At 68.1% G+C, this 18,283-nt stretch carries 16 protein-coding genes; 7 read left to right on the forward strand and 9 right to left on the reverse strand.

Annotated elements, in window-relative coordinates; translation table 11 throughout:
- The first annotated feature begins 52 nt into the window (after window positions 1-52).
- Window positions 53-367: a hypothetical protein gene (locus tag JFB92_RS19480; RefSeq protein ID WP_199042650.1), complete on the forward strand. Its 315-nt coding sequence runs from the start codon at window positions 53-55 to the stop codon at window positions 365-367.
- A gap of 243 nt (window positions 368-610) precedes the next feature.
- Here the strand turns inward: JFB92_RS19480 and JFB92_RS19485 are convergent, their stop codons facing one another.
- Entirely contained in the window at window positions 611-2,179 is a 1,569-nt protein-coding gene (locus JFB92_RS19485) for a hypothetical protein (protein ID WP_199042651.1), read from the reverse strand.
- Between the two features lie 441 nt (window positions 2,180-2,620).
- On the opposite strand from JFB92_RS19485, the gene JFB92_RS19490 reads away from it, so the two are divergent.
- Window positions 2,621-4,129: a ParB/RepB/Spo0J family partition protein gene (locus JFB92_RS19490; protein WP_199042653.1), complete on the forward strand. Its 1,509-nt coding sequence runs from the start codon at window positions 2,621-2,623 to the stop codon at window positions 4,127-4,129.
- Between the two features lie 111 nt (window positions 4,130-4,240).
- Here the strand turns inward: JFB92_RS19490 and JFB92_RS19495 are convergent, their stop codons facing one another.
- Complete coding sequence (locus JFB92_RS19495) at window positions 4,241-5,407, reverse strand: nucleoside 2-deoxyribosyltransferase domain-containing protein (RefSeq protein ID WP_199042655.1); 1,167 nt, start codon at window positions 5,405-5,407, stop codon at window positions 4,241-4,243.
- Between the two features lie 122 nt (window positions 5,408-5,529).
- Entirely contained in the window at window positions 5,530-5,928 is a 399-nt protein-coding gene (locus JFB92_RS19500) for a hypothetical protein (protein WP_199042657.1), read from the reverse strand.
- Window positions 5,929-6,195: 267 nt separating this feature from the next.
- Here JFB92_RS19500 and JFB92_RS19505 point away from each other — a divergent pair, with 267 nt between their 5' ends.
- Window positions 6,196-6,504 (forward strand): hypothetical protein, encoded by a 309-nt coding sequence (locus JFB92_RS19505; RefSeq protein WP_199042659.1) that lies wholly within the window; start codon window positions 6,196-6,198, stop codon window positions 6,502-6,504.
- A 251-nt stretch (window positions 6,505-6,755) separates the two neighbouring features.
- On the opposite strand, the gene JFB92_RS19510 is transcribed toward JFB92_RS19505, so the two are convergent.
- The 3 genes from JFB92_RS19510 to JFB92_RS19520 all read right to left on the reverse strand — a co-directional run bounded on the left by JFB92_RS19510 (window position 6,756) and on the right by JFB92_RS19520 (window position 8,544).
- Window positions 6,756-7,277, reverse strand: a complete 522-nt coding sequence (locus tag JFB92_RS19510) for an SMI1/KNR4 family protein (protein WP_199042661.1) — start codon at window positions 7,275-7,277, stop codon at window positions 6,756-6,758.
- A gap of 26 nt (window positions 7,278-7,303) precedes the next feature.
- A complete protein-coding gene (locus JFB92_RS19515) occupies window positions 7,304-8,143 on the reverse strand; it encodes a hypothetical protein (protein ID WP_199042663.1) in 840 nt (279 codons plus the stop codon).
- 68 nt (window positions 8,144-8,211) lie between these two features.
- Entirely contained in the window at window positions 8,212-8,544 is a 333-nt protein-coding gene (locus tag JFB92_RS19520; protein ID WP_199042665.1) for a hypothetical protein, read from the reverse strand.
- Window positions 8,545-9,187: 643 nt separating this feature from the next.
- Here JFB92_RS19520 and JFB92_RS19525 point away from each other — a divergent pair.
- The 3 genes from JFB92_RS19525 (at window position 9,188) to JFB92_RS19535 (ending at window position 11,512) form a co-directional block, all read left to right on the forward strand.
- Window positions 9,188-9,628, forward strand: coding sequence for a single-stranded DNA-binding protein (locus JFB92_RS19525; RefSeq protein ID WP_199042671.1), 441 nt, complete (start codon window positions 9,188-9,190; stop codon window positions 9,626-9,628).
- Window positions 9,629-9,711: 83 nt separating this feature from the next.
- A complete protein-coding gene (locus JFB92_RS19530) occupies window positions 9,712-10,698 on the forward strand; it encodes a DUF4192 domain-containing protein (protein WP_199042672.1) in 987 nt (328 codons plus the stop codon).
- An 82-nt stretch (window positions 10,699-10,780) separates the two neighbouring features.
- Window positions 10,781-11,512, forward strand: coding sequence for a DUF2786 domain-containing protein (locus tag JFB92_RS19535; protein ID WP_199042673.1), 732 nt, complete (start codon window positions 10,781-10,783; stop codon window positions 11,510-11,512).
- A gap of 39 nt (window positions 11,513-11,551) precedes the next feature.
- Here the strand turns inward: JFB92_RS19535 and JFB92_RS26305 are convergent, their stop codons facing one another.
- Window positions 11,552-11,683, reverse strand: coding sequence for a hypothetical protein (locus tag JFB92_RS26305; RefSeq protein ID WP_269848014.1), 132 nt, complete (start codon window positions 11,681-11,683; stop codon window positions 11,552-11,554).
- 301 nt (window positions 11,684-11,984) lie between these two features.
- Window positions 11,985-12,323, reverse strand: a complete 339-nt coding sequence (locus tag JFB92_RS19540) for a hypothetical protein (protein WP_199042674.1) — start codon at window positions 12,321-12,323, stop codon at window positions 11,985-11,987.
- 311 nt (window positions 12,324-12,634) lie between these two features.
- Here JFB92_RS19540 and mobF point away from each other — a divergent pair, with 311 nt between their 5' ends.
- Window positions 12,635-17,308, forward strand: a complete 4,674-nt coding sequence (gene mobF / locus JFB92_RS19545) for a MobF family relaxase (protein WP_199042675.1) — start codon at window positions 12,635-12,637, stop codon at window positions 17,306-17,308.
- A 24-nt stretch (window positions 17,309-17,332) separates the two neighbouring features.
- Here the strand turns inward: mobF and JFB92_RS19550 are convergent, their stop codons facing one another.
- A complete protein-coding gene (locus tag JFB92_RS19550; protein ID WP_199042677.1) occupies window positions 17,333-18,256 on the reverse strand; it encodes a hypothetical protein in 924 nt (307 codons plus the stop codon).
- Window positions 18,257-18,283: the final 27 nt, after the last annotated feature.

Consider the following 18,283-nt stretch of genomic DNA (forward strand, 5'->3'; position numbering starts at 1 on the left):
GCCGCGCGGCAGCCAACCCGGCCACCGCACCAACCCTGAAAAGGGGGACAGCATGTCCGCACCATCGAACACCCCCGTCATCGTCCAAGCCGACAGCGGTATGGACGCCGCCGTCAACCGTGAATTCCTCCGCTACCTGGTCAGCAAGCAAATCACCTGCGCCGAGACCGGCCGCGTGCTCGACGTCCGCGATGCCGTAGCCGTCGAGGTCACCCACACCCCTACTGACCGCTGCGCAGCCCTCCAGGTCACGACCGCCGACGCCTACGATCGGGTCGTCGCCGACCGGGCCGCCTCTTCCGCCGAGCTCGAGGACTACACCGTCACCGTCTACGACGGACGCATCCTGTTCGGGCGCCGGTCATGACCCACCACGCGACCAGCCAGACCCGAGCCAGGCCGAGTTCAGGGACGCGCCCACCGGTGACTGGACGGCCCCTCGGTCTCGAACCCGACAGCCCACCCGAAGCGCTCTCGTTCATCGAGTGCCACCGGACCAGAGCGGCTTGAATCGGAGCGCGGGCCGCAACAGGCCCGCGCTTCCTTGTCTTCGCACCCTCGCCGCATCGGATCACCACAGGCTCGTCCGCCTTGGCCGTCCCGTGGAACGTCAGGCGTTCGCTCCTTCGGCCGACTCAGAGGCAGTATTGTGCTCCTTCGCTCGGTCAGCCCGGTCGCGAGCGCTCGGGCCGGACTCTTCCGTGTTGTCGGGAGTTCGTTGCTTCGCTCTGGCGGCGAAGTGGATGGCGGTGGCAACGCCCAGCAGGATGAACACCCCGGCCGTCAGCGGCCCCCACCGGATCGGGCCGACGTCGAACAGCGTGCCCGGAGCGCCGAGCGCTCCGGCGAAGAACGCCAGGACCAGCAGGCCCTTGGTCGCGGCGATGTTCGCCGAGTGCATGGCCGAGCGCAACGAGACGGTCAGCGGCTGCCCAGACAGGGCGGTCCACATCAAGGTGAGGGCGACCGCCGCGGCGAGGACGCCCGCGCCAATCCAGGCGAGGGTGTCCAGGCTACCGTCGGCCAGGTATTGCCGGACCGCCTCGGACCACCAGGTGATGGTGACCGCCGCACCCGCGACGAACGCCAGCGGCAGCACCATGACCCGTACCGACCGCCACAGCGCCACCCACCAAATCCGCGCTCCCACCCAGCACACCAGGGCGGCGGCCACGATCGAACCCAGGATGCGCCGGGAGGCTTCGACGCTGATCCACACCACCCAGTTGACGACCACCGTGGCCGCGAAGACGACCGCGAAGCCGAGGAAGCGTCCGATCGTGGCCACTCTCCCGGCAGCGGTGACCGCGACGGCGAGGACGGCTTGCAGGAAGTTCAGCACGCCGCGGGCGAGCCGATCGATCGGACCGGAGGCCCGACCGGGCTCGGGCCGGCCGAACCGCAGGTGCCACCGCAAGCTCCCGGGTCTGTGGAGGTAGGACAGTTGCGGCGGGTCGGTGGGGTCGAGGTGCCGACCGCCTCTGAGCACACCGATGATTGCCGCGACCAGCAGCGCACCGGACACGCCGCCCAGGGCGAGGATCAGGCACAGCTCGCGCCATTCGGGTCTGATGGCCGAGGCCGCCAGCGCCGGAAGGGCGACGGTCATGGTGACCGCGACCAGTTGGCCGCCGCGGTCGGCCCCGGCTTCGCCGGCCCGGCCGCCACCGCCGGAGTTCGCCACCAGCGCCATGAACCCCCACCACGCCGCCAGTCCAATGTAGCCGCACCACATCAGCAGGGCATCTCGGTCGGTGAAGTGGCCCAGCCACAGCTCAAAGCCGAACGCGGCGGCCACCAGCCAGTACAGGACAGCGAATCGCGCGTTGAGGTCATAGAGCCGCAAGGGCAACACGGCGATGGCCAGGCCACAGACCACAGCGACGCCCCAGACCGGCAGCATGGAATCGAGCAGGGCGGTGAAGAAGAACCCGGCGGCGATCCCGATCCGCATCGCACCGATGGCCAGGTAGTGCCACGCGCGGGGTTTTCGTGGCCCCCAGGCCAGGAACGTCTCGTGGGTACGGCAGTAGACGTCGGTGGCGGCGATCAAGTCGATCCCGCAATCGGGCGCGGCGCAGCCATGGACGGGCCGAGGCGCCTCGGTGCCCAGACGCAGCCACCACGGGGCCGTAGCGCTTGGGACGGTCTCGATCACGTCAGTATGGGGGTAGTTCATAGGCGCTCCCTGGGCAGCAGGGGAGATCCGCTGGTGGCGGCCATGCCTGTCGAAGTGTGGGTTGAACTCTCATTTTATCAACCGTAAGCAGGCAAATAGGTACTCGATATCGTGAACCCCCATAGGGAATGAGCCACCTGTTTCTGTCAGATAGACGACAGTTTCCGGTACACGACTTGAGCCTGACGGCCGCGCTCATCAAAGCGTCGCCTTGCCACCCAGACACGCACTGTCCACTGTGTTTCCACCATCTCTGCGTCAACGTCGTAGGCATCGCGGGTGCTACTTGGGCAGATCCTCGCTATGCGGTCGTGGACTTGTTCGCTTCTGGCGGCGCTTTCTGGACCGGCCAGTGTAGCCGCTTCGCGGCTGGGCCCGGTCTTTCAGAAAGCGCCGCCCGCGCCACACAGCGTGCGGCCCCGTCCCGATTGGAGTACAACCGTGGAGATCACCCACATCCCAACCAGCCAGCTCATCCCGCACAAGAACAACGCGCACTCCGAGCTGCGCGGCATCGACGAGCTCGCCGCCACCGTCGAATACCTCGGCATCATCGAGCCACTGGTGGTCTTGCCCGCCGACGACGACGGCCGGCACACCATCATCGCCGGCCACCGCCGTCACGCCGCCGCAACCCAGGTCGGCCTGGAGACCGTCCCCTGCATCGTGGCGGCCGACCGGGACGCGGCCGACCAGATCGTCATCATGCTGGTGGAGAACCTCCACCGCGACGACCTCACCCCCACTGAGGAGGCCAAAGCCTATGAACAGCTCGCCCTCCTGGACTGGGAGCCCGAACGCATCGCCAAGGCGACCGGCAGGGATCTCGAGCGTGTCCGTCACTCCCTGACCCTCCGCAAGCTGCCCGATCCGGTCCAGCAGGCCGCCGACGCCGAGCAGATCGACCTGGCCGCTGCCGCCGCACTCACCGAGTTCGCCCACGACCCCAAGGCGCTGGAGCGGATCATGAAGAAAGGCGGCGGGCACTGGGGCTACAAGCACGCCATCGCCGACGAGCAAGCGCGCCAGGCCACCAAGGACCGGATCGAACGGCTCAAGGCCGAACTGGTGCTCGCCGGCGTCAAGGTCACCGCGCGGCCCACGTTCGTCTCCGAGGGCGGCACGGCCATGCGCGCCGAGCACCTCGTCGACGCGAACGGTGACCCGGTCGATGTCGAAGCGGTCAAGACCGAACCGAGATTCGCCGCCTACATCAGCCGCGACTACTACACCCCTGCGGCGGTCGTCTACTGCGCCGACCCGACTGCGGCCGGGCTCCGTCCGGCCCCTGACACCTACGAGGCCGCCAGGGCCGAACGCGAAGCGCGCCACACCGAGATCGAGGCCCGCCGCGCCGCATGGGAGTCCGCGACCGGCGTTCGGCACGAATTCCTGACCGGGCGCTTCGCGACCGCCAAGGCCGCCAAGGGCCTCTTCCGGCCCGCACTGCGCGACCTGGCCGGGAGTCACATGAGCATGCCCGCCCACGATGTGCGCGACCTGGCCGACGCGATCTGCGGCTGCCCGATCGACGACCTGCCCGAGAACGCTGGGCTCGACCGGCTCACCCGCGCCACCGTCGCCCGATGGCTGGCCGACGCCGAGGACAACCTCCGCGTCGCCGCCTTCGGCCGCTGGGGCGACTTCCAACGCGCCCTGGCCTACCTTGACCTGCTGGTGGCCGAGGGCTACGAACTGGCCGAGATCGAGTCCGAGATCCACCGGGCCATCACCGAAGCCCTCGCCGAAGAAGACGACAGTGAGGCCGACGAGGTCTCTGCGGACGAGGACGACGAAGACGACGAGGAGCCCGAACCGGAAGGCGAATCGTTGGCCGAAGTCCCCGACGAGCGCGGCACCGACAGCCACGAGAGTCAAGCCGAAGCGGCGCCCGACGGCTCGATCGCAGCATCGGTGCCCGAGCGCGACGACGATCTGGTCAATGCCTGACTCGAACGGTCGGCGCCGCCCCTCAGGCGGTGCCGACCGATCCTTTCTGTCCGCTCACCCGATCTGGTGAGCCGGCCTTGGTGCGGCCTGCCAACTCGTATAAGGCAGCGGTCAGTCTGTGAGTGCTTGCGCGATCATGCCGAGCGTGGCCCAATCCGGCCCGGGATGGGCGCGGAGTTCCTTGTAGGTGCTGATCTCGACCCAGGTGCGTTCGCTGCCGAGGCCATCACCGTGGGGCCGGTCCTGGAGCGCGCGGAGTTCTCGCAGTTCTGTCTCGGTGATCTCGGCTGAGAACAGGTGCGTGTGGTGGGCGGTGACGGTCGCGGCGACCTGGCGGCTGCCGTGGTATCGCATCCGGTCGGCCCCGAGGGCGAGACCGGTCTCCTCCCGCACCTCTTCGACCGCCTGCACGATCGGGGATACGGTGCGCATGCCGCTGCCTCCGGGCAGTTCGTGGACGAAGCCGTCGGGACTCGAGGCCGGGCTGCGGAACTCGCGGACGAGGACGATCACCGTGTCGTCGGCCTCGGGAGCGGGCCGGTACAGCACGACGTGGGACGCGTCCGGGCGGGAGATCACGACCTCATTGGACTTCAGTCGGTCCTCGGCCGCGATGTGGACCTGTACATGCGCCGCCCAGTACAGCACGAAGCGGCGTTCGGCTCCGACGCGGAAGGTCCACTCCACTCGCGCGCTGACCAGCGTGTTTCCAGCGTCGCACTGAACGCAGTACCAGCGCTGGAAGCTGGGAGTGTTCCAGACCAGCAGTGGAACGTCGCGTTCGCCTCCACTGCGCCGCGCACCGGCGCCGATCAGGTCGAGGGCGTTGCCGACCGTCCCCTCCAAGGTATCCGCGAGCGGGACCGAGCTCGACCGGGCCTGCTCCAGCGGGTAGCCGTTGTTCGCCGATGCGGGCGGGACGCCGAGGACCGCTCGGCCGCTGGTGTGCCACGTGCCCCATTCGATGTTGGTCGTCAGGGCCGGCATCGTCGCCATGTCCCTGGGAATCCAGAACAGGATCACGTCGCTGCACGCCAGTCCGCGCTCTTCCCAGCCGATCGCGTCGATGCCTTCGACCGCCACGCCTTCGCGCGGTTCAGGAGCGAACACGACCAGGCGGCCCGGCCGGGCCCATCGTTGGCCCAGCAGCCGGATGGCCTCGGGGTGCCAGGACGGCACTCCCTGCTCCCGGGGGACCGGACCGGCGAGGAAGACCGACGCGTCCCACTCCTGCGGTGGCGGTTCTCCTGCGTGGACGACGACGATCTCCGACGGCATTTTGTGTCCCTTCCGCTCTCGAACACCCGATTCAGGAGCGTATCCAGCTCGGGCGTCGTCCATTCCGTCCAACGTCGAGGCACCGAAGGCGCTCGCCCCACTCGGCCAGCGGTCCCCGTCTCCTATGACGGTGCCCCATCGCCCCGATCGACCTGCTCTGCGATCTGTTCCAGTGTCGCGGCATTCGGTATGGGGAGCGGCAGGAACTGGTCCCATTCAATTCCTGCGATGCTGCCGAGTTGGTCGAGGAGCGCCAGGGCTTCGGCTGCGGCGGCATCGGATTTGGCTTCAGCAAGAGCGCGGGCGCGCCTGACCAGGTCCTCATGTCCGGCGTCGGCGATGAGGTTGCCATGCTCGACGATAGCTTCGAGGAGCGCATCGACATCACCGGCGATCAGGAGGGTCCTGCCGGTGTCGTCGGTCTCGATCGCTGTGTCGACCCAGCCGGCTACCTGGCCGGACAGGAACCCGTGGACCGCTAGCGCCAGATAGTAGGCGGCATCCCTGGCCGTCTCATCCATAATCCTTATTTCACCACGGAGCGACAAGCAGTTGCCAGGACGCACCATCAATGACATGCCGTCCGCTCGCTCTGCACCGCAGGCTGCTGTGAACCATCCGGGTTACTCGGCAATGCTGCCGGTCCTCCTGCTTCGTTGAGGTCGCACGCCCATTGGCCCGGATCTGAACGAGACTCCGCCGATTTCGGAACCAGACCCGAACGAACGCTGAAGGGTCGAGCGCTCTCGCGAACTGGGGCTTCTGGCCCTAGCTGAGGGAGTTCGCCGATGTGGTCTGCGGCTGCCCGAGAACGCGGGCATGGACCGGCTCACCCAGGCGACCGCCGCGCGCTGTATGGCCCCGACAACGACGACAATCTCAAGGCTCCCGCGATCGGCTGCTGGGGCGACTGCCAGCAGACGCTGGACTACCTCGGCCTGACCGTGACCGAAGGCTACAAACTGGCCGAGATCGAGAGCCGGCTCCACCAGCCGATCACCGACGCCCATGCCGAAGAAGCGGACGGCGGTGAAGCCGACGAAGCCTCGGAAGACGACGAGGAGCAAGAACCTGAGCTGGAGTATGAAGAGCGATAGGATATTCCTGACGGCAGCGACTCCGACGACGAGGATGAACCACTGAACACCGCAGCAGAGGACGACCTCCCCGAGGGCGTCGTAGGTGGCGAATCGAACGGCAGGTCGGACCTGGTAGCGGCCTGACCCGCGCTGTCGGTCGGCCCGGGCCGACCGGCTCACACCATGTACCCAGCGCCCCTTGCCTACCGCTGCCGGTGAGCAAGGGACTGCTCGAAGGGGTACTTACCGCGTCAACCGCTCGGCCGTTCCTAGTCTTGATCTTCGATGTAGTCCTGGAGCATGGCCAGGATCTCTTCGAAGAAGTCACCGAAGGTCTCGAAGCGGCCGTACTCCCCCCCGTCGAACCAGACCACGGTGCCCGCCTCGGCGCGGCCCTCGCGCACGACCACCACGAGGTCATTGCCCTGCCCTGCCGCAACTGGAAGGACGTCGGCAGCGGCGAGATCGGACTCGTCGAGGATGTCTTCGGCCTCGTAGGTCTCCAGCAGCACTCGCGCGTGCGGGCCCCGCCCGCCACCGCGCAACTCGGGCAGACCGAACAGGTCCAAGGTGAAGTAGCACTGCTCCCACCCGTCGGCGTGCAGCAGGAACTCACGGTAGGACTCAGGAAGTCGCTCGCCTCGCTCCTGCTCGAACGCGGCGATCGTCTCCGCGGAGGCTTTCGGGCGCGGGACAGTGCCGCCCAGCAGCCCCTCGGGGTCACTGGTCTCCAGTTGGGCCTGGAGTCCGATACCGATACCGAGGTCGACCGGCCAGGTTCGCTCTTGCACGTGCCTCTCCTGTGCGTCCGCAGCGCTCACGGCAAATCCTCCTGGTCGGCTTCAACAGGGCCGACTGTATCCCAGGTCGCATCGATCTCGAACCCGGTGGGCCGGTAACCCTCGGGGTACTTGTCGGACTGCGAGCCGAGACTGGCGTTGATCTCGGCATCGTGCCGACCCCAGCCACCCGGCGGCTCGGCCGTGCCGGACCAGGTCGTATCCGGCAGGTGCGCGGCCACCTTGTCCCCGTAGGGCCGACCGGCCTGCTCAGCTCGAGCGCGCTCGCGGGCCGCCGCGGCTTCCTTCGCATTCTTCAACCGCGGGTCCCTCGACGGGCGCACCCGCCCCGTGCTGGAGAGTGTCCCGTCGGACAGCGCCTGGTTGGCCGCGTCGACGTATTCCTGGACCTGGCGGCGGTGGTTACCGGTGAGCTTGCCTTCCAGCTTCCGGGGAATGCTGAACCGCACCGGTCCGCTGCCGATTCCGGCCCGCTTCTGCTGCGTGCCGTGGCTCTTGGTCGGCTTGGGCACGCTCGCCGGTCGGGGAGTCGGCGTCGCAGCTTCCGTCGTGCTCGGGTCGGGGGCAGTGCGGGGACTGGTACCGCCGCGCGGTAATCCGCCGCCGTCTTTGAGGGCCAGCGCTTCCTGCTGGATCTGGGTCAGCAGGTCCTTCAGCTGCATCGCCAGCGGGAGCGCTTCGGCTTCGAGCCGTTGGCGCACCGCTTCGGTCTGGTCACTACTGCGCTCCATGCCCAGCGCCGCGATCTGGGATACCAAGCTCTCCCCGACCGACTTCGCGCTGTCGATGTTCGCGGTGACGGTCTCGACGCTGTCGGCTGCGGAGCCGATGGCCGCGCTGAATTCGTCGATACTCATGCCGGTGGCCTCTCTGCAACGGGGATGCGTTGCAGCATAGTCGCATCGGCCATATTGGGACGATCCGCCTACTGACGTGGACGCCCGTAGGAGAACCCCGAGTGATTGGACGGTCGTGGCTGGCCGTGGTCGACCTCCCACTCCCGGACCACGCCTCTCGGGTCGGGCTCGGACATGATGCGGTCCGCGGCGGCCAACGCGTCGTCCTCGTGCGGGAAGGGTGCGGCGATATCGGCCTCGTAGCCGCCGTCGACGGTGAGGATGTAGAAGTGCATCGGCGCGACCTTGAGGTAGCGGTGCGACCGTTCACCGGCATCGCCGACCGTGCGCCAGCGGACGACAGGATCGCCCGCCCAGTACTTGAGTTGTTCGATGGTGATGTAGCGATTCGGCCCGACCATGCGGTCATGGTCGCATGATCACTGCCGCCGCCCGCCACCGGACTCGAACATATGTATGACATTGCGTTGAGGGTGGGTCACGAACCCTCTGAGCGCGCCGGGGCGGCACCCGACTGGGAACAGCCGCGATCGTCGGGCACCGCTCGGGGCGACGGCAAACCTACGTCGCTGAACCTGAGCACGACAGGTCCGGTACCAGCCCGACACGGCTCACTCGGAGAGGTCCGAGCCCGTGCCGTCGCTGGCGTCGCGGCGCGGTCCGCGAGATACCGATCGCCGAGCCCGGTCTGCCCGGCGCTGGGCTTCGCAGGTCGACCTGCTCGGCCCTTCGCCCTGCTGCACCCCTGATTGCGCCCTTGCCGGGAGAGCGGGCGCGGTCGGGATTCGTTGGCCCGGGTGTGCCGTCTGTGGTGTGAGGACGCTACCCGACGGCCGCTCGGGCACGCTCCTTCGTCGCTCGCAAGGGGGCCGGCGCACTTTCTTCGCCGGGCCGCTCCTTCGTCGCTGCGAACAAAGTGCTGGGCCCGCCTTGACGTCCCTCGCTTTCCCGCCGGGATGGACGCGGCCTCACCACAGCGGCACAACACCCGGGGCCGATCCCCGGCCGCCGCGCCAGCACCGATCCCGACAAGGAGTCACTGTCATGGAGTTCCACTTCGCCGTCGAAGGCCAGATCGTCAAGCGCGACCCCGAGGTCTTCGCCACCGCCAACGGCAACCAGGGTGTCCGTTTCGAGCTCGCCCACAAGCCGACCTACCGCGACGCCTCCGGCCAGTGGGCCGAGGGCAGGACCCAGTTCTTCGACATCGTGGCCTGGGGCCAGCTCGCCGACAACGTCCTGGCCTCCTTCAAACGCTACGACCAGGTCCTGGTCACCGCCCGCGGCCTCTACGCCCACGAGTCGGGCGGGTTCGCCCACCTCAAGGTCACCGCCGACAACGTCGCCGCCAGCCTCCGGTTCGGCACCGCCACGCCCGAACGCAAGCCCCGCGACACTACCCAGACCGTCCGCACCGCCGACGGCGAAGACCTCCCCGGCGACGACGCCTGGAACACCGCCACCCCGGCCGCCGCGGCGGCCTGACCCTCCGGTCCGCCGGGAGGGGCCACACGTCCCTCCCGGCCTCCCTTCAGCAACCATCCACCGACCCTCGCTTGGAGATTCCCGTGAACGACACGACCCCGATTCGCCTGACCAGCCCGGCCGACCTGCTCTCGGCCATCCCGTACCTGCTCGGGTTCGAGCCCGAGCACAGCCTCGTCGTCCAAGGACTGCGTGGCAACAACCTCCAATGCACCTTCCGAGTCGACCTACCCGGCGGGATCGACCACCTCGACCACCTGGTCACCATGACCGAGCAGGTCAAGACCAACGACTGCGACGCGGTCATCCTCATCGCCTACGGCGAGACCGAGCTCGCCACCGCCTGCCTCGACCGCGCCGCAAGCGACTACGCCGCCTCCGGCATCCAAGTGCTCGACCGCCTGCGCGTCACCGACCATCACTGGTACTCCCAGAACTGCCGCGACGGGTGCTGCCCACCCCAAGGCACCCCGCTCCCCGAGACCACCGACATCACCACCGCGCTGACCGTGGCCGGCGCCCGGCGCCACCCGGGCCGCGAGGCGATCACCGCACTGCTCGACCCCGCCGACGAGCATCAGAGGGCCGCCGTCGCCCGCGCGGTCGAGGACGATCTCGCCGCGGCCTGCGATCTGTCCTGGGCCGACCAGTGCGAGCGCGACCTGCAAGCGGTCGACCACTGGCTCGGCTCCGACGAGCCGCCCGGCCCGGACGGGATCGCCACGCTCGGCCTGGGCCTGGGCGACCTGCGAGTCCGCGACTACGCCCTCCATGCCTCCGACCAGCGCCGCACCGACACCCGTCGCCCGGTGGATCTGTGGCTGTGGGTCGCCCGGCATCTCGAGGACGACCTGGCCGCACCATCGGCCACCGTCGCCGGCTGGTGCGCCTACCGGACCGGCAACGGCGTCCTCGCCCTCGAATGCTTCGAGCACGCCCTCAAGGTGTGTCCGAACTACCGGCTCGCGCAGATGCTCACCGCTGCACTCCAGGCCGGCATCCCGCCCGCGGCGCTCGACCGCCTCACCGTCGCCGCCGACGGCACCGAAGCCACCAGCAACACCGCCTGAACCACCACCCCGAGAGGGCCCGCCGAACGGCGGGCCCTCCGTCGCCCCGCCTGCTGTCGTCCTCACACTGGAGCACATCACCATGGAACACCGCGACCACGACCCGAAGCAGCTGGAGAAGATCCGCCAGCTCCTGGCGATCGCCGAAGACCCTGCCACCTCACCCGAGGCCGCCGAGGTCCACACGGCCAAAGCGATGGCACTGCTCGCCAAGTACGGCATCGACGCCGCACTCCTCCACCACACCGGCGCTAGCGCGGACTTGGTCGAAGGCCGCCTGCACACCCTGCCCGCACCGTTCGCCTTCGACAAACTCCAACTCCTCGGCGGCATCGCCAGCGCCCTGCGTTGCCAGGCGGTCAACATCTCCACCCGCGCCGATGCTGGGCAGAAGCGCCTCCATATCTTCGGCTTCACCGCCGACCTCGACCGCACCGAAATGCTCTACAACTCGCTGCTCTTGCAACAAACCGGGGCCCTCGTCCGCGGGCCTGGCCCGAGGCCCGGCGAGAGCTCGGCCGCCTACAAGCGCTCGTTCTACAGCGCGTTCACCCATACCGTGGTCGACCGCATCACCGCCGCCGAGACCCAGGCCCGGCAAAAGGCCGACTCCACACCAGGCAACAGCACCGACCTGGTCCTGGCCGACCGCCACCGCCAGGTCACCGAGAAGTTCCGGGAGCACTACCCGCACGTCCGGCGCGGCACCCGGCGCCTGTCCGGCTCGGGGCGCCGCGATGGCACCGCCGCCGGTCAGCGGGCCGACATCGGCGGCCAGCGACTCGGCACGGACCACCGCGCCATCTGCTCCTGACACGCCAACACCCACCGGCCCCGACCGCGCAGGATGCGGTCAGGGCCGGTCGCCGTATCGAACGGGCAGAACCTCGTGGGTGACACCGAAGTCCTCGCCGCGCTCCACGACGCCGGGCAGGCTTCTCCGACCGCCCAAGGCCCACTCCAGGCCGCCGACGAAGCGGACCACTACCCCTCTCCCCCCATCTGAGCCGTCCCGATCGCTGCCGACAACCTGATCGAACTCCGTACCGCCCTCCCGCCGACCGTCACTGCCCACTCAATTCGCGCCGCCGTCTGCCGCCACTCGACCGACGAGCCCGGTTACGTCCGGCCTGAACTGTTCGAGCAACCCGGCCCCGAGGGCAGATCGACGGTCGGGTCCGAGCGAGGCCGGAGCCCGCAGCGCCTATGACTTCCACGCCGCCGGGTCCGGGTGCAGCGTCACCGTGCCCGAACCCAGCGAGGTGTTCACGGTCGCGATCAGCTCGTCACGACCACGGCTCCCCCGTCTCCTGCGCGGCCGGGGACTGCGCCGGCTGCCTTCCCGCGAGCGCGAGCGCGGCGCGGACTTCTCCGGCGGTCAGCTCGCACAGCTCGGCGATCGACTGCTGGTTCTCGCCCATCCGCCGCAGTCTGGCGATAGCGCGGGCGGCGGCCAGTTCGGCGTCGGATGCCGCGGCTCGGTTGACCGCGACGTCGATGACGGCTTCGGTGACGGCGTTCTCGCGTTCCCGCGCGGCCCGGATGCGTTCCTGACGTCGCCGCCGTGCCCGCTCGATCGCGGCTTGACGTCGGGTTCCCTTTTTTGCATTACCCGATTCACTCATACCGTCGATCATAAGCACCTACAGCACCAATCAACAACCACGCGAATCCGCAATTACGACAGTTTCAGACAAGGCTTGACAGCATTAATCTATCTTCACCAGAAGTCGCTACCGAAATAGTCAGTACCTGACACATATATCCATTTACCAGCATGTTCGCCACTCAAGTTAGCCAGGTCACATAGGTCAACACACCTCTTGCACGTTTCGTGAATAAGGATTTTCCGACAGGACGATCGCGCTCTACGTCGGCTAGTTTTGGCGCTCGGGAATTGTCGTTGGAATGAGCCGTGAGGGGGTGGTGTGCGGTGATGACGGTCCACAAGTTGAGCGTCGGGGACGGCTACAGCTACCTCACCAAGCAGGTCGCTGGCGGCGATGTCCAGCGGGCACCGGGGCAGTCGGCGGCGGACTACTACACCCAGGCCGGCAACCCCGAGGGCCGCTGGCTGGGGTCCGGCCTCGGCGAACTCGACTTGGTTGCGGGCAGCGCGGTGCGCGAGGAGCAGATGCGGAACCTGTTCGGCTCGGGCATCCACCCCGACACCGAGCAGCAGGTGGACACGCATCTCGCCGAGCACCTGAAGCCCGGGATGTCGAAGGTCCAGCGGGAACGGGTGTTCGCCGCGGCCAAGCGGTCCGTGAAGCTGGGTCAGAAGTTCCCCGAATACGAGACCCTGGAGCCCTTCGCCGACCGAGTCGCGAAACGACTCGGCACCATCGCCTCCGAGACCGGCCGCGCGGCGACGCCCGCCGAGATCACGAAGGTCAAGCGGGAGGAAGCGTCCCGGCAGCGCACGTCCGTGGCCGGGTACGACCTCGTGTTCTCCCCGGTGAAGTCCGTATCGATCCTCTTCGGACTCCACCCCGACGAGCAGGTCCGGTCCGAGGTCAAGGCCGCGCACGACGCCGCCGTAGCGTCGGTGATCGACATGCTGGAGAAGCATGCGGCATTCACCCGCTCCGGCGTCGGCGGCGTGGCGCAGATCGAGACGAAGGGCCTGATCGCCGCCGCCTTCGACCACTTCGACTCCCGCTCCGGCGACCCCGACCTCCACACACACCTCGCGGTGGTCAACAAGATCCAGGGCGTCGACGGGAAGTGGCGATCCCTGGACGGCTCCGCCTTGTACGCGCTCGGTGTCGCGGCCTCGGAGACCTACAACTCCGCGGTCGAAGCCGAGCTCACCACCCGGCTGGGTGTTGCCTTCACCGACCGTCCCGGGCCGGCACGCAACGGCCGCCCGGTCCGCGAGATCGACGGCATCGACCCCGACGTGGTGAAGCACTTCTCGTCGCGACGCGGTGCAATCGAGCACCGCTACGCCGAACTTCGATCCGACTACCGAACCGCACACGGCCGTGAACCGGACGCGAAGACCGCGTACGAGCTGGCGCAGCGGGCCACGTTGGAGACCCGCGGCGCGAAGGAGCAGATCCGGTCACTGGAGCAGATGCGCACCGACTGGACCGCCGACCTCACCCGCCGGTTCGGGCCGGAGTCCATCAACCACATCGCTGCCACGGTCCTCCGCGCGCTGGAACCGGTGCAGGCGCTGGAAGCGAAACAGGTCAGCGATCTCGCCGAACGGGTCGTGAACGCGATCGGCGAGGAGCGGGCGACGTGGACTCGGTGGAACGTCCACGCCGAGACCATGCGCCAGCTCCGCGCCGAACACGTCTTCACCACCCCCGAGAAGCAGGGCGAAGCCGCCGAGCAGATCGTCGCGACCGCGCTCGGCGAAGGCACCTCGGTCCACATCAGCATGCCCACCCCCGTCGAAGTCCCTGAAGTGCTGCGCCGCTCCGACGGCGTCTCCGTCTTCGAAAAACACGAGGCCCACCGCTTCACCTCGCAGAAGATCCTCGATGCCGAAACCCGCCTGGTCGACGCCGCCAGCACCGCCACCGTCTACTCAGCCAGTGCCGAAGCGGTCCGTCTGCGGCTTGAGGACTTCGAGCGACAGACGGACCGGACGCTCGACGCCGGCCAACGGCGCGTGGTCGAAGCGTTCGCGACCGACGACCGACTTCTGGCCGTCGGCATCGGCCCCGCAGGGTCCGGCAAGACCACGGCCATGCGCGCCTACAAGGACGCGCTCGACGCCGAGGGCCGCCGCCTGATCGGCCTAGCGCCCTCGGCGAAGGCCGCGAAAGTCCTCGAGCACGACCTCGGCATCCGCTGCGATACCGTCGACAAGTTCCTGTGGGACATCAGCCCCGGCAACCTGATGTCCGGCCCTGAACTGGTCGATGCCCTCCGGCACACGGAAGACGCCCGCGCGGGCCAGGCGCGCGGAGACGCGGACCAGTCCGCGCCTCTTGCCGCGGATCTGCTCGGACTCCGGCCCGGCGACGTGGTCCTCGTCGACGAGGCATCGATGGCCGGGACGCTCAACCTCGACCGCGTCACCGCGATCGCCTCGTATGCGGGCGCCCAAGTCCGATTGCTGGGCGACACGCATCAGCTCGGCGCGGTCGCCTCCGGCGGCGCCCTGCGCCTCATCGCCGCCAAGGCCGGAGCGACCGAGCTCGACGAGCTCCACCGCTTCACCGACCCCGCCTTCGCCGCAGCCTCCCTCCAGATGCGCGTCGGCGACGGCAACGCCCTCGACTACTTCGAGAGGCGCGGGCGGCTCGTCGGGGGCACCCAGGATGCGATGGCCGATGCGATCTATGCGGCGTGGAAGGCAGACATCCAAGCCGGGAAGCGCAGCCTCATGCTCGCCCACCGGGGCACCGTCGTCGCCGACCTGGCCGCGAAAGCCCGCGCCGACCGCGTTGAGGCCGGCGAAGTCCGCGCCGAGGGCGTGGCGCTCCATGACGGGAACACCGCCGGTCGCGGCGACTGGATCGTCACCCGCAACAACGACTCCCGGCTGCGGTACTGCCGCGGCAAGGACACCGTCCGCAACGGCGAGACCTGGACCGTCATGCGCACCTTCAAGGACGGATCGATGAAGGTCAAAAACCACAACTCCGGCGCCGCCACCACCCTGCCCGCCTGGTACACCACCGAGCACGTCGAGCTCGCCTACGCCTCAACGATCGACCGATCCCAGGGCATGACCATCGACACCGCCCACCCCCTCTTGACCCCCGGCATGAACCGCAACGCCCTCTACGTGGCCGCGACCCGCGCCGCCGAGACCACCACTCTGTACGCCGTCACCCACACCCCGCTCCCGGCCGCACCCGACGACCGCACCTGGCGGCCCGGCTGGGACCCCGACGCCACCGCCGCCCGCGAAATCGCCGAACAGATCCTCGCCACCGAACCCGACGACCTCGCCGCCACCGAAGCAATCGAACAGGCCGCCCACACGGCCGAATCCCTCGCCACCCTCGTACCTCAATACCAGTACACCGCCGACCGGATCGCCGCCGCTCACTACCGCGAACTGGTCGAACAGCAGATGAAACCCCTCCTGAGCGAGGACGCCTGGAAGGACCTCCAAGACAACGGGTTCGGGGCACTCGCGCGCACCCTCGCCGTCGCCGAAACCCAGGGCTGGAAGGCCGAACAGCTCCTCGCACTCGCTTGCCGCCGCTCCCTCGACGACGCGAATTCTCCCACCGCGGTCCTCACCTCCCGCATCCAGAAACTCACCACCGACCACCCCGCACCCCCGCCCGGAATGCAACCCGAAGCCCGAGACGTCGCCTACTACGCCCAGCTCATCAAAGACCACCACCCGCGCCTGCGCCTCGACCTCGAGACCGCCCTCAACCCGCCCGCCGCGAACCTCCCGGCGACCGGCGCGAACACTGTTGCCCCACAGCCCAACGCCGAGCGCTACCGTGCTGAACTCGCCGACCTCCTAGGGGACGACCGGGCCGCACGGATCGGGACAGAGCGGGCCTGGCCCGCCGTCGTCGGCGCCCTCACCCGCGCCGAAGACACCGGCCAACACTCAGCAGAAGCCCTTCAGCGTGCCGTCGCGCAGCGGGGCCTCGACGGGCTCGACTCCTCCGCCGAAATCCTCGCCTGGCGCCTCGACCGCCAGACCCGCCTAATCGCCCACGACCCCACCCACACCGGGCAAGCCTGGCCCGCCATCGCCTGGACACTGAAAGCCTGGGAGACCCACACCGGCTCCGACGCCGCCTACCTCGTCGACACCCTCGCCCCAGGCCGCGGACTCGACAACCTCGCCATCGCCATCGCCCACTCCACCACCGAAACCATCAACCGCGACGCAAAGTCCGACAACCCGACCGGCCTGCCGTGGCTCCACTACCCCGCCCACGTCCTCACCAGCGACGCCGCCGAACCTGACCTCCGCGAGTTCGCCACAAACCTCGCCAGGGCCATCCACGACCGCACGGACACGCTCGCCGAGACCTCCCTGGCTAAACGGCCCGAATGGACCCATACCTTCGGCCCGGAGCCCGACGACCCCACCGCGCGCGAAGCCCTCGAAGCCGCTCTCCGCCTCGCCGCCGCCCACCGCGACCAACACGACATCACCGACACTGACCCCGCCAACCCGCTCGGCCCCTACCCCACCACGGGCCGCACCGGCAACCGCGAATGGTGGGCCTCCGCCGCCGCCATCCTCACTCAAAGCACCGTCGATGAGACCGGCACCCCCACCGGACTCAGTGCCATGGTCGAGCAGCATCTCGCCGCCACCATCGCCCGCGACCTCTACAACGCCATCCCCGAAACCGAACGCACCGAACTCCACGCCGCTCTCGCCGCCAAGCTCGACCCGCTTACCGCCACCGCCCTCGAACGCGACCCCGAGACCATCGCCAGCCACCCGTCGAACGCGACCGCGCTTACTACTGCACTCGCTGAAACCGGCCACCTCACGCCCCAGACTGCTGCGGATCTCCGCATCATCAAACTGCACCTTGATGAGAACCTCACCCAGAAGCTCCACTCACACCCGTCTAACAAGCCGGAACTCGGTCTGCTCCAATTTGGGGGTGCATCGGTCTCAGAGGTACGGACCATTTCCGGACCTCGCCTCGTCTAAACCACACCAAACCTGAAGGTCCACTCAGCGTCTCAGCGACTCCAGGTACTGGGGAAGCTCCTCCTGGAGGACCGACTTGAATTGATCTCGTGCTTCCCCGAGATCGACGACACGGCCTGCCAGCTCGGCAAGGAACCACTCCACCGGCCAAGAATTGAAGCTCGCGAAGCGAGGCGCGTAAACGCCTACCTGGGCAATCCCGTAGGCGTCGGTGTAATCCATCAGCAAGTAGCCGAGCAGCTGGTCAACGTCGCTCCGTTCAAACCGAATGGTCCGCTTCCCATCGCCCCGAGGCTTGCCCCCTCGGGTCGCTTTCAGCTCCAATAGCAGATCACCGACGATCAGGTCAGCATCGGCGCTCAGGTCCCGACTACCCTCAAAAGTCGGGCCGCACACGACAGCACCTGATGGAAGATATGGGAGGAGCGATCGCTCAGACTCCGTGCGCATGGCGATGAGGTCAGCTACTTCGTCATCAGACGCAAGCCCGAGGAGGTCGTCCACCGACGAATCTTGTTGCAAGGATAGCAGTTTGGACTGCGCGATCGGTGCACGGAAAACCTCCGTGAACAGCGCCAATGCATAGCAGACACGAGCCTGGGTCTCCGTCCCGGATTCGGTCAGTCTTGCAGGCTTCTCGGCCTCAAGGTCATGGTTGAGTATCGAGATGCCGTAGGAACCGAGGAGTTCGATTCCGAGACCTGCGGCCGGATGGTCACCGAGTAGGCGAATCCCGCTGAAGGCCAGGTCCAACTGTGGCTCGTCTGGATCGACCACAACACGCAGCCACCAGTCAATGGCGCCGCCGACTGTTCCGAATACGGCGCCCTCCGGGGGTTCGACCTTGGTTGTCCCAGAGGTTTCTCGAATCTGTCGCTGGATCCCGCGGTGGAACGGGAATCGCGTCCGTAGCCAACTCGCGACCGGACTGTTCCGGTCGTCGACCATCTGAGTAAGGTTCGCCATGAGAGCCAT

The organism is Glycomyces salinus (genome assembly GCF_016428645.1).
GTDB classification, from domain to species: Bacteria; Actinomycetota; Actinomycetes; order Mycobacteriales; family Micromonosporaceae; genus Glycomyces; species Glycomyces salinus.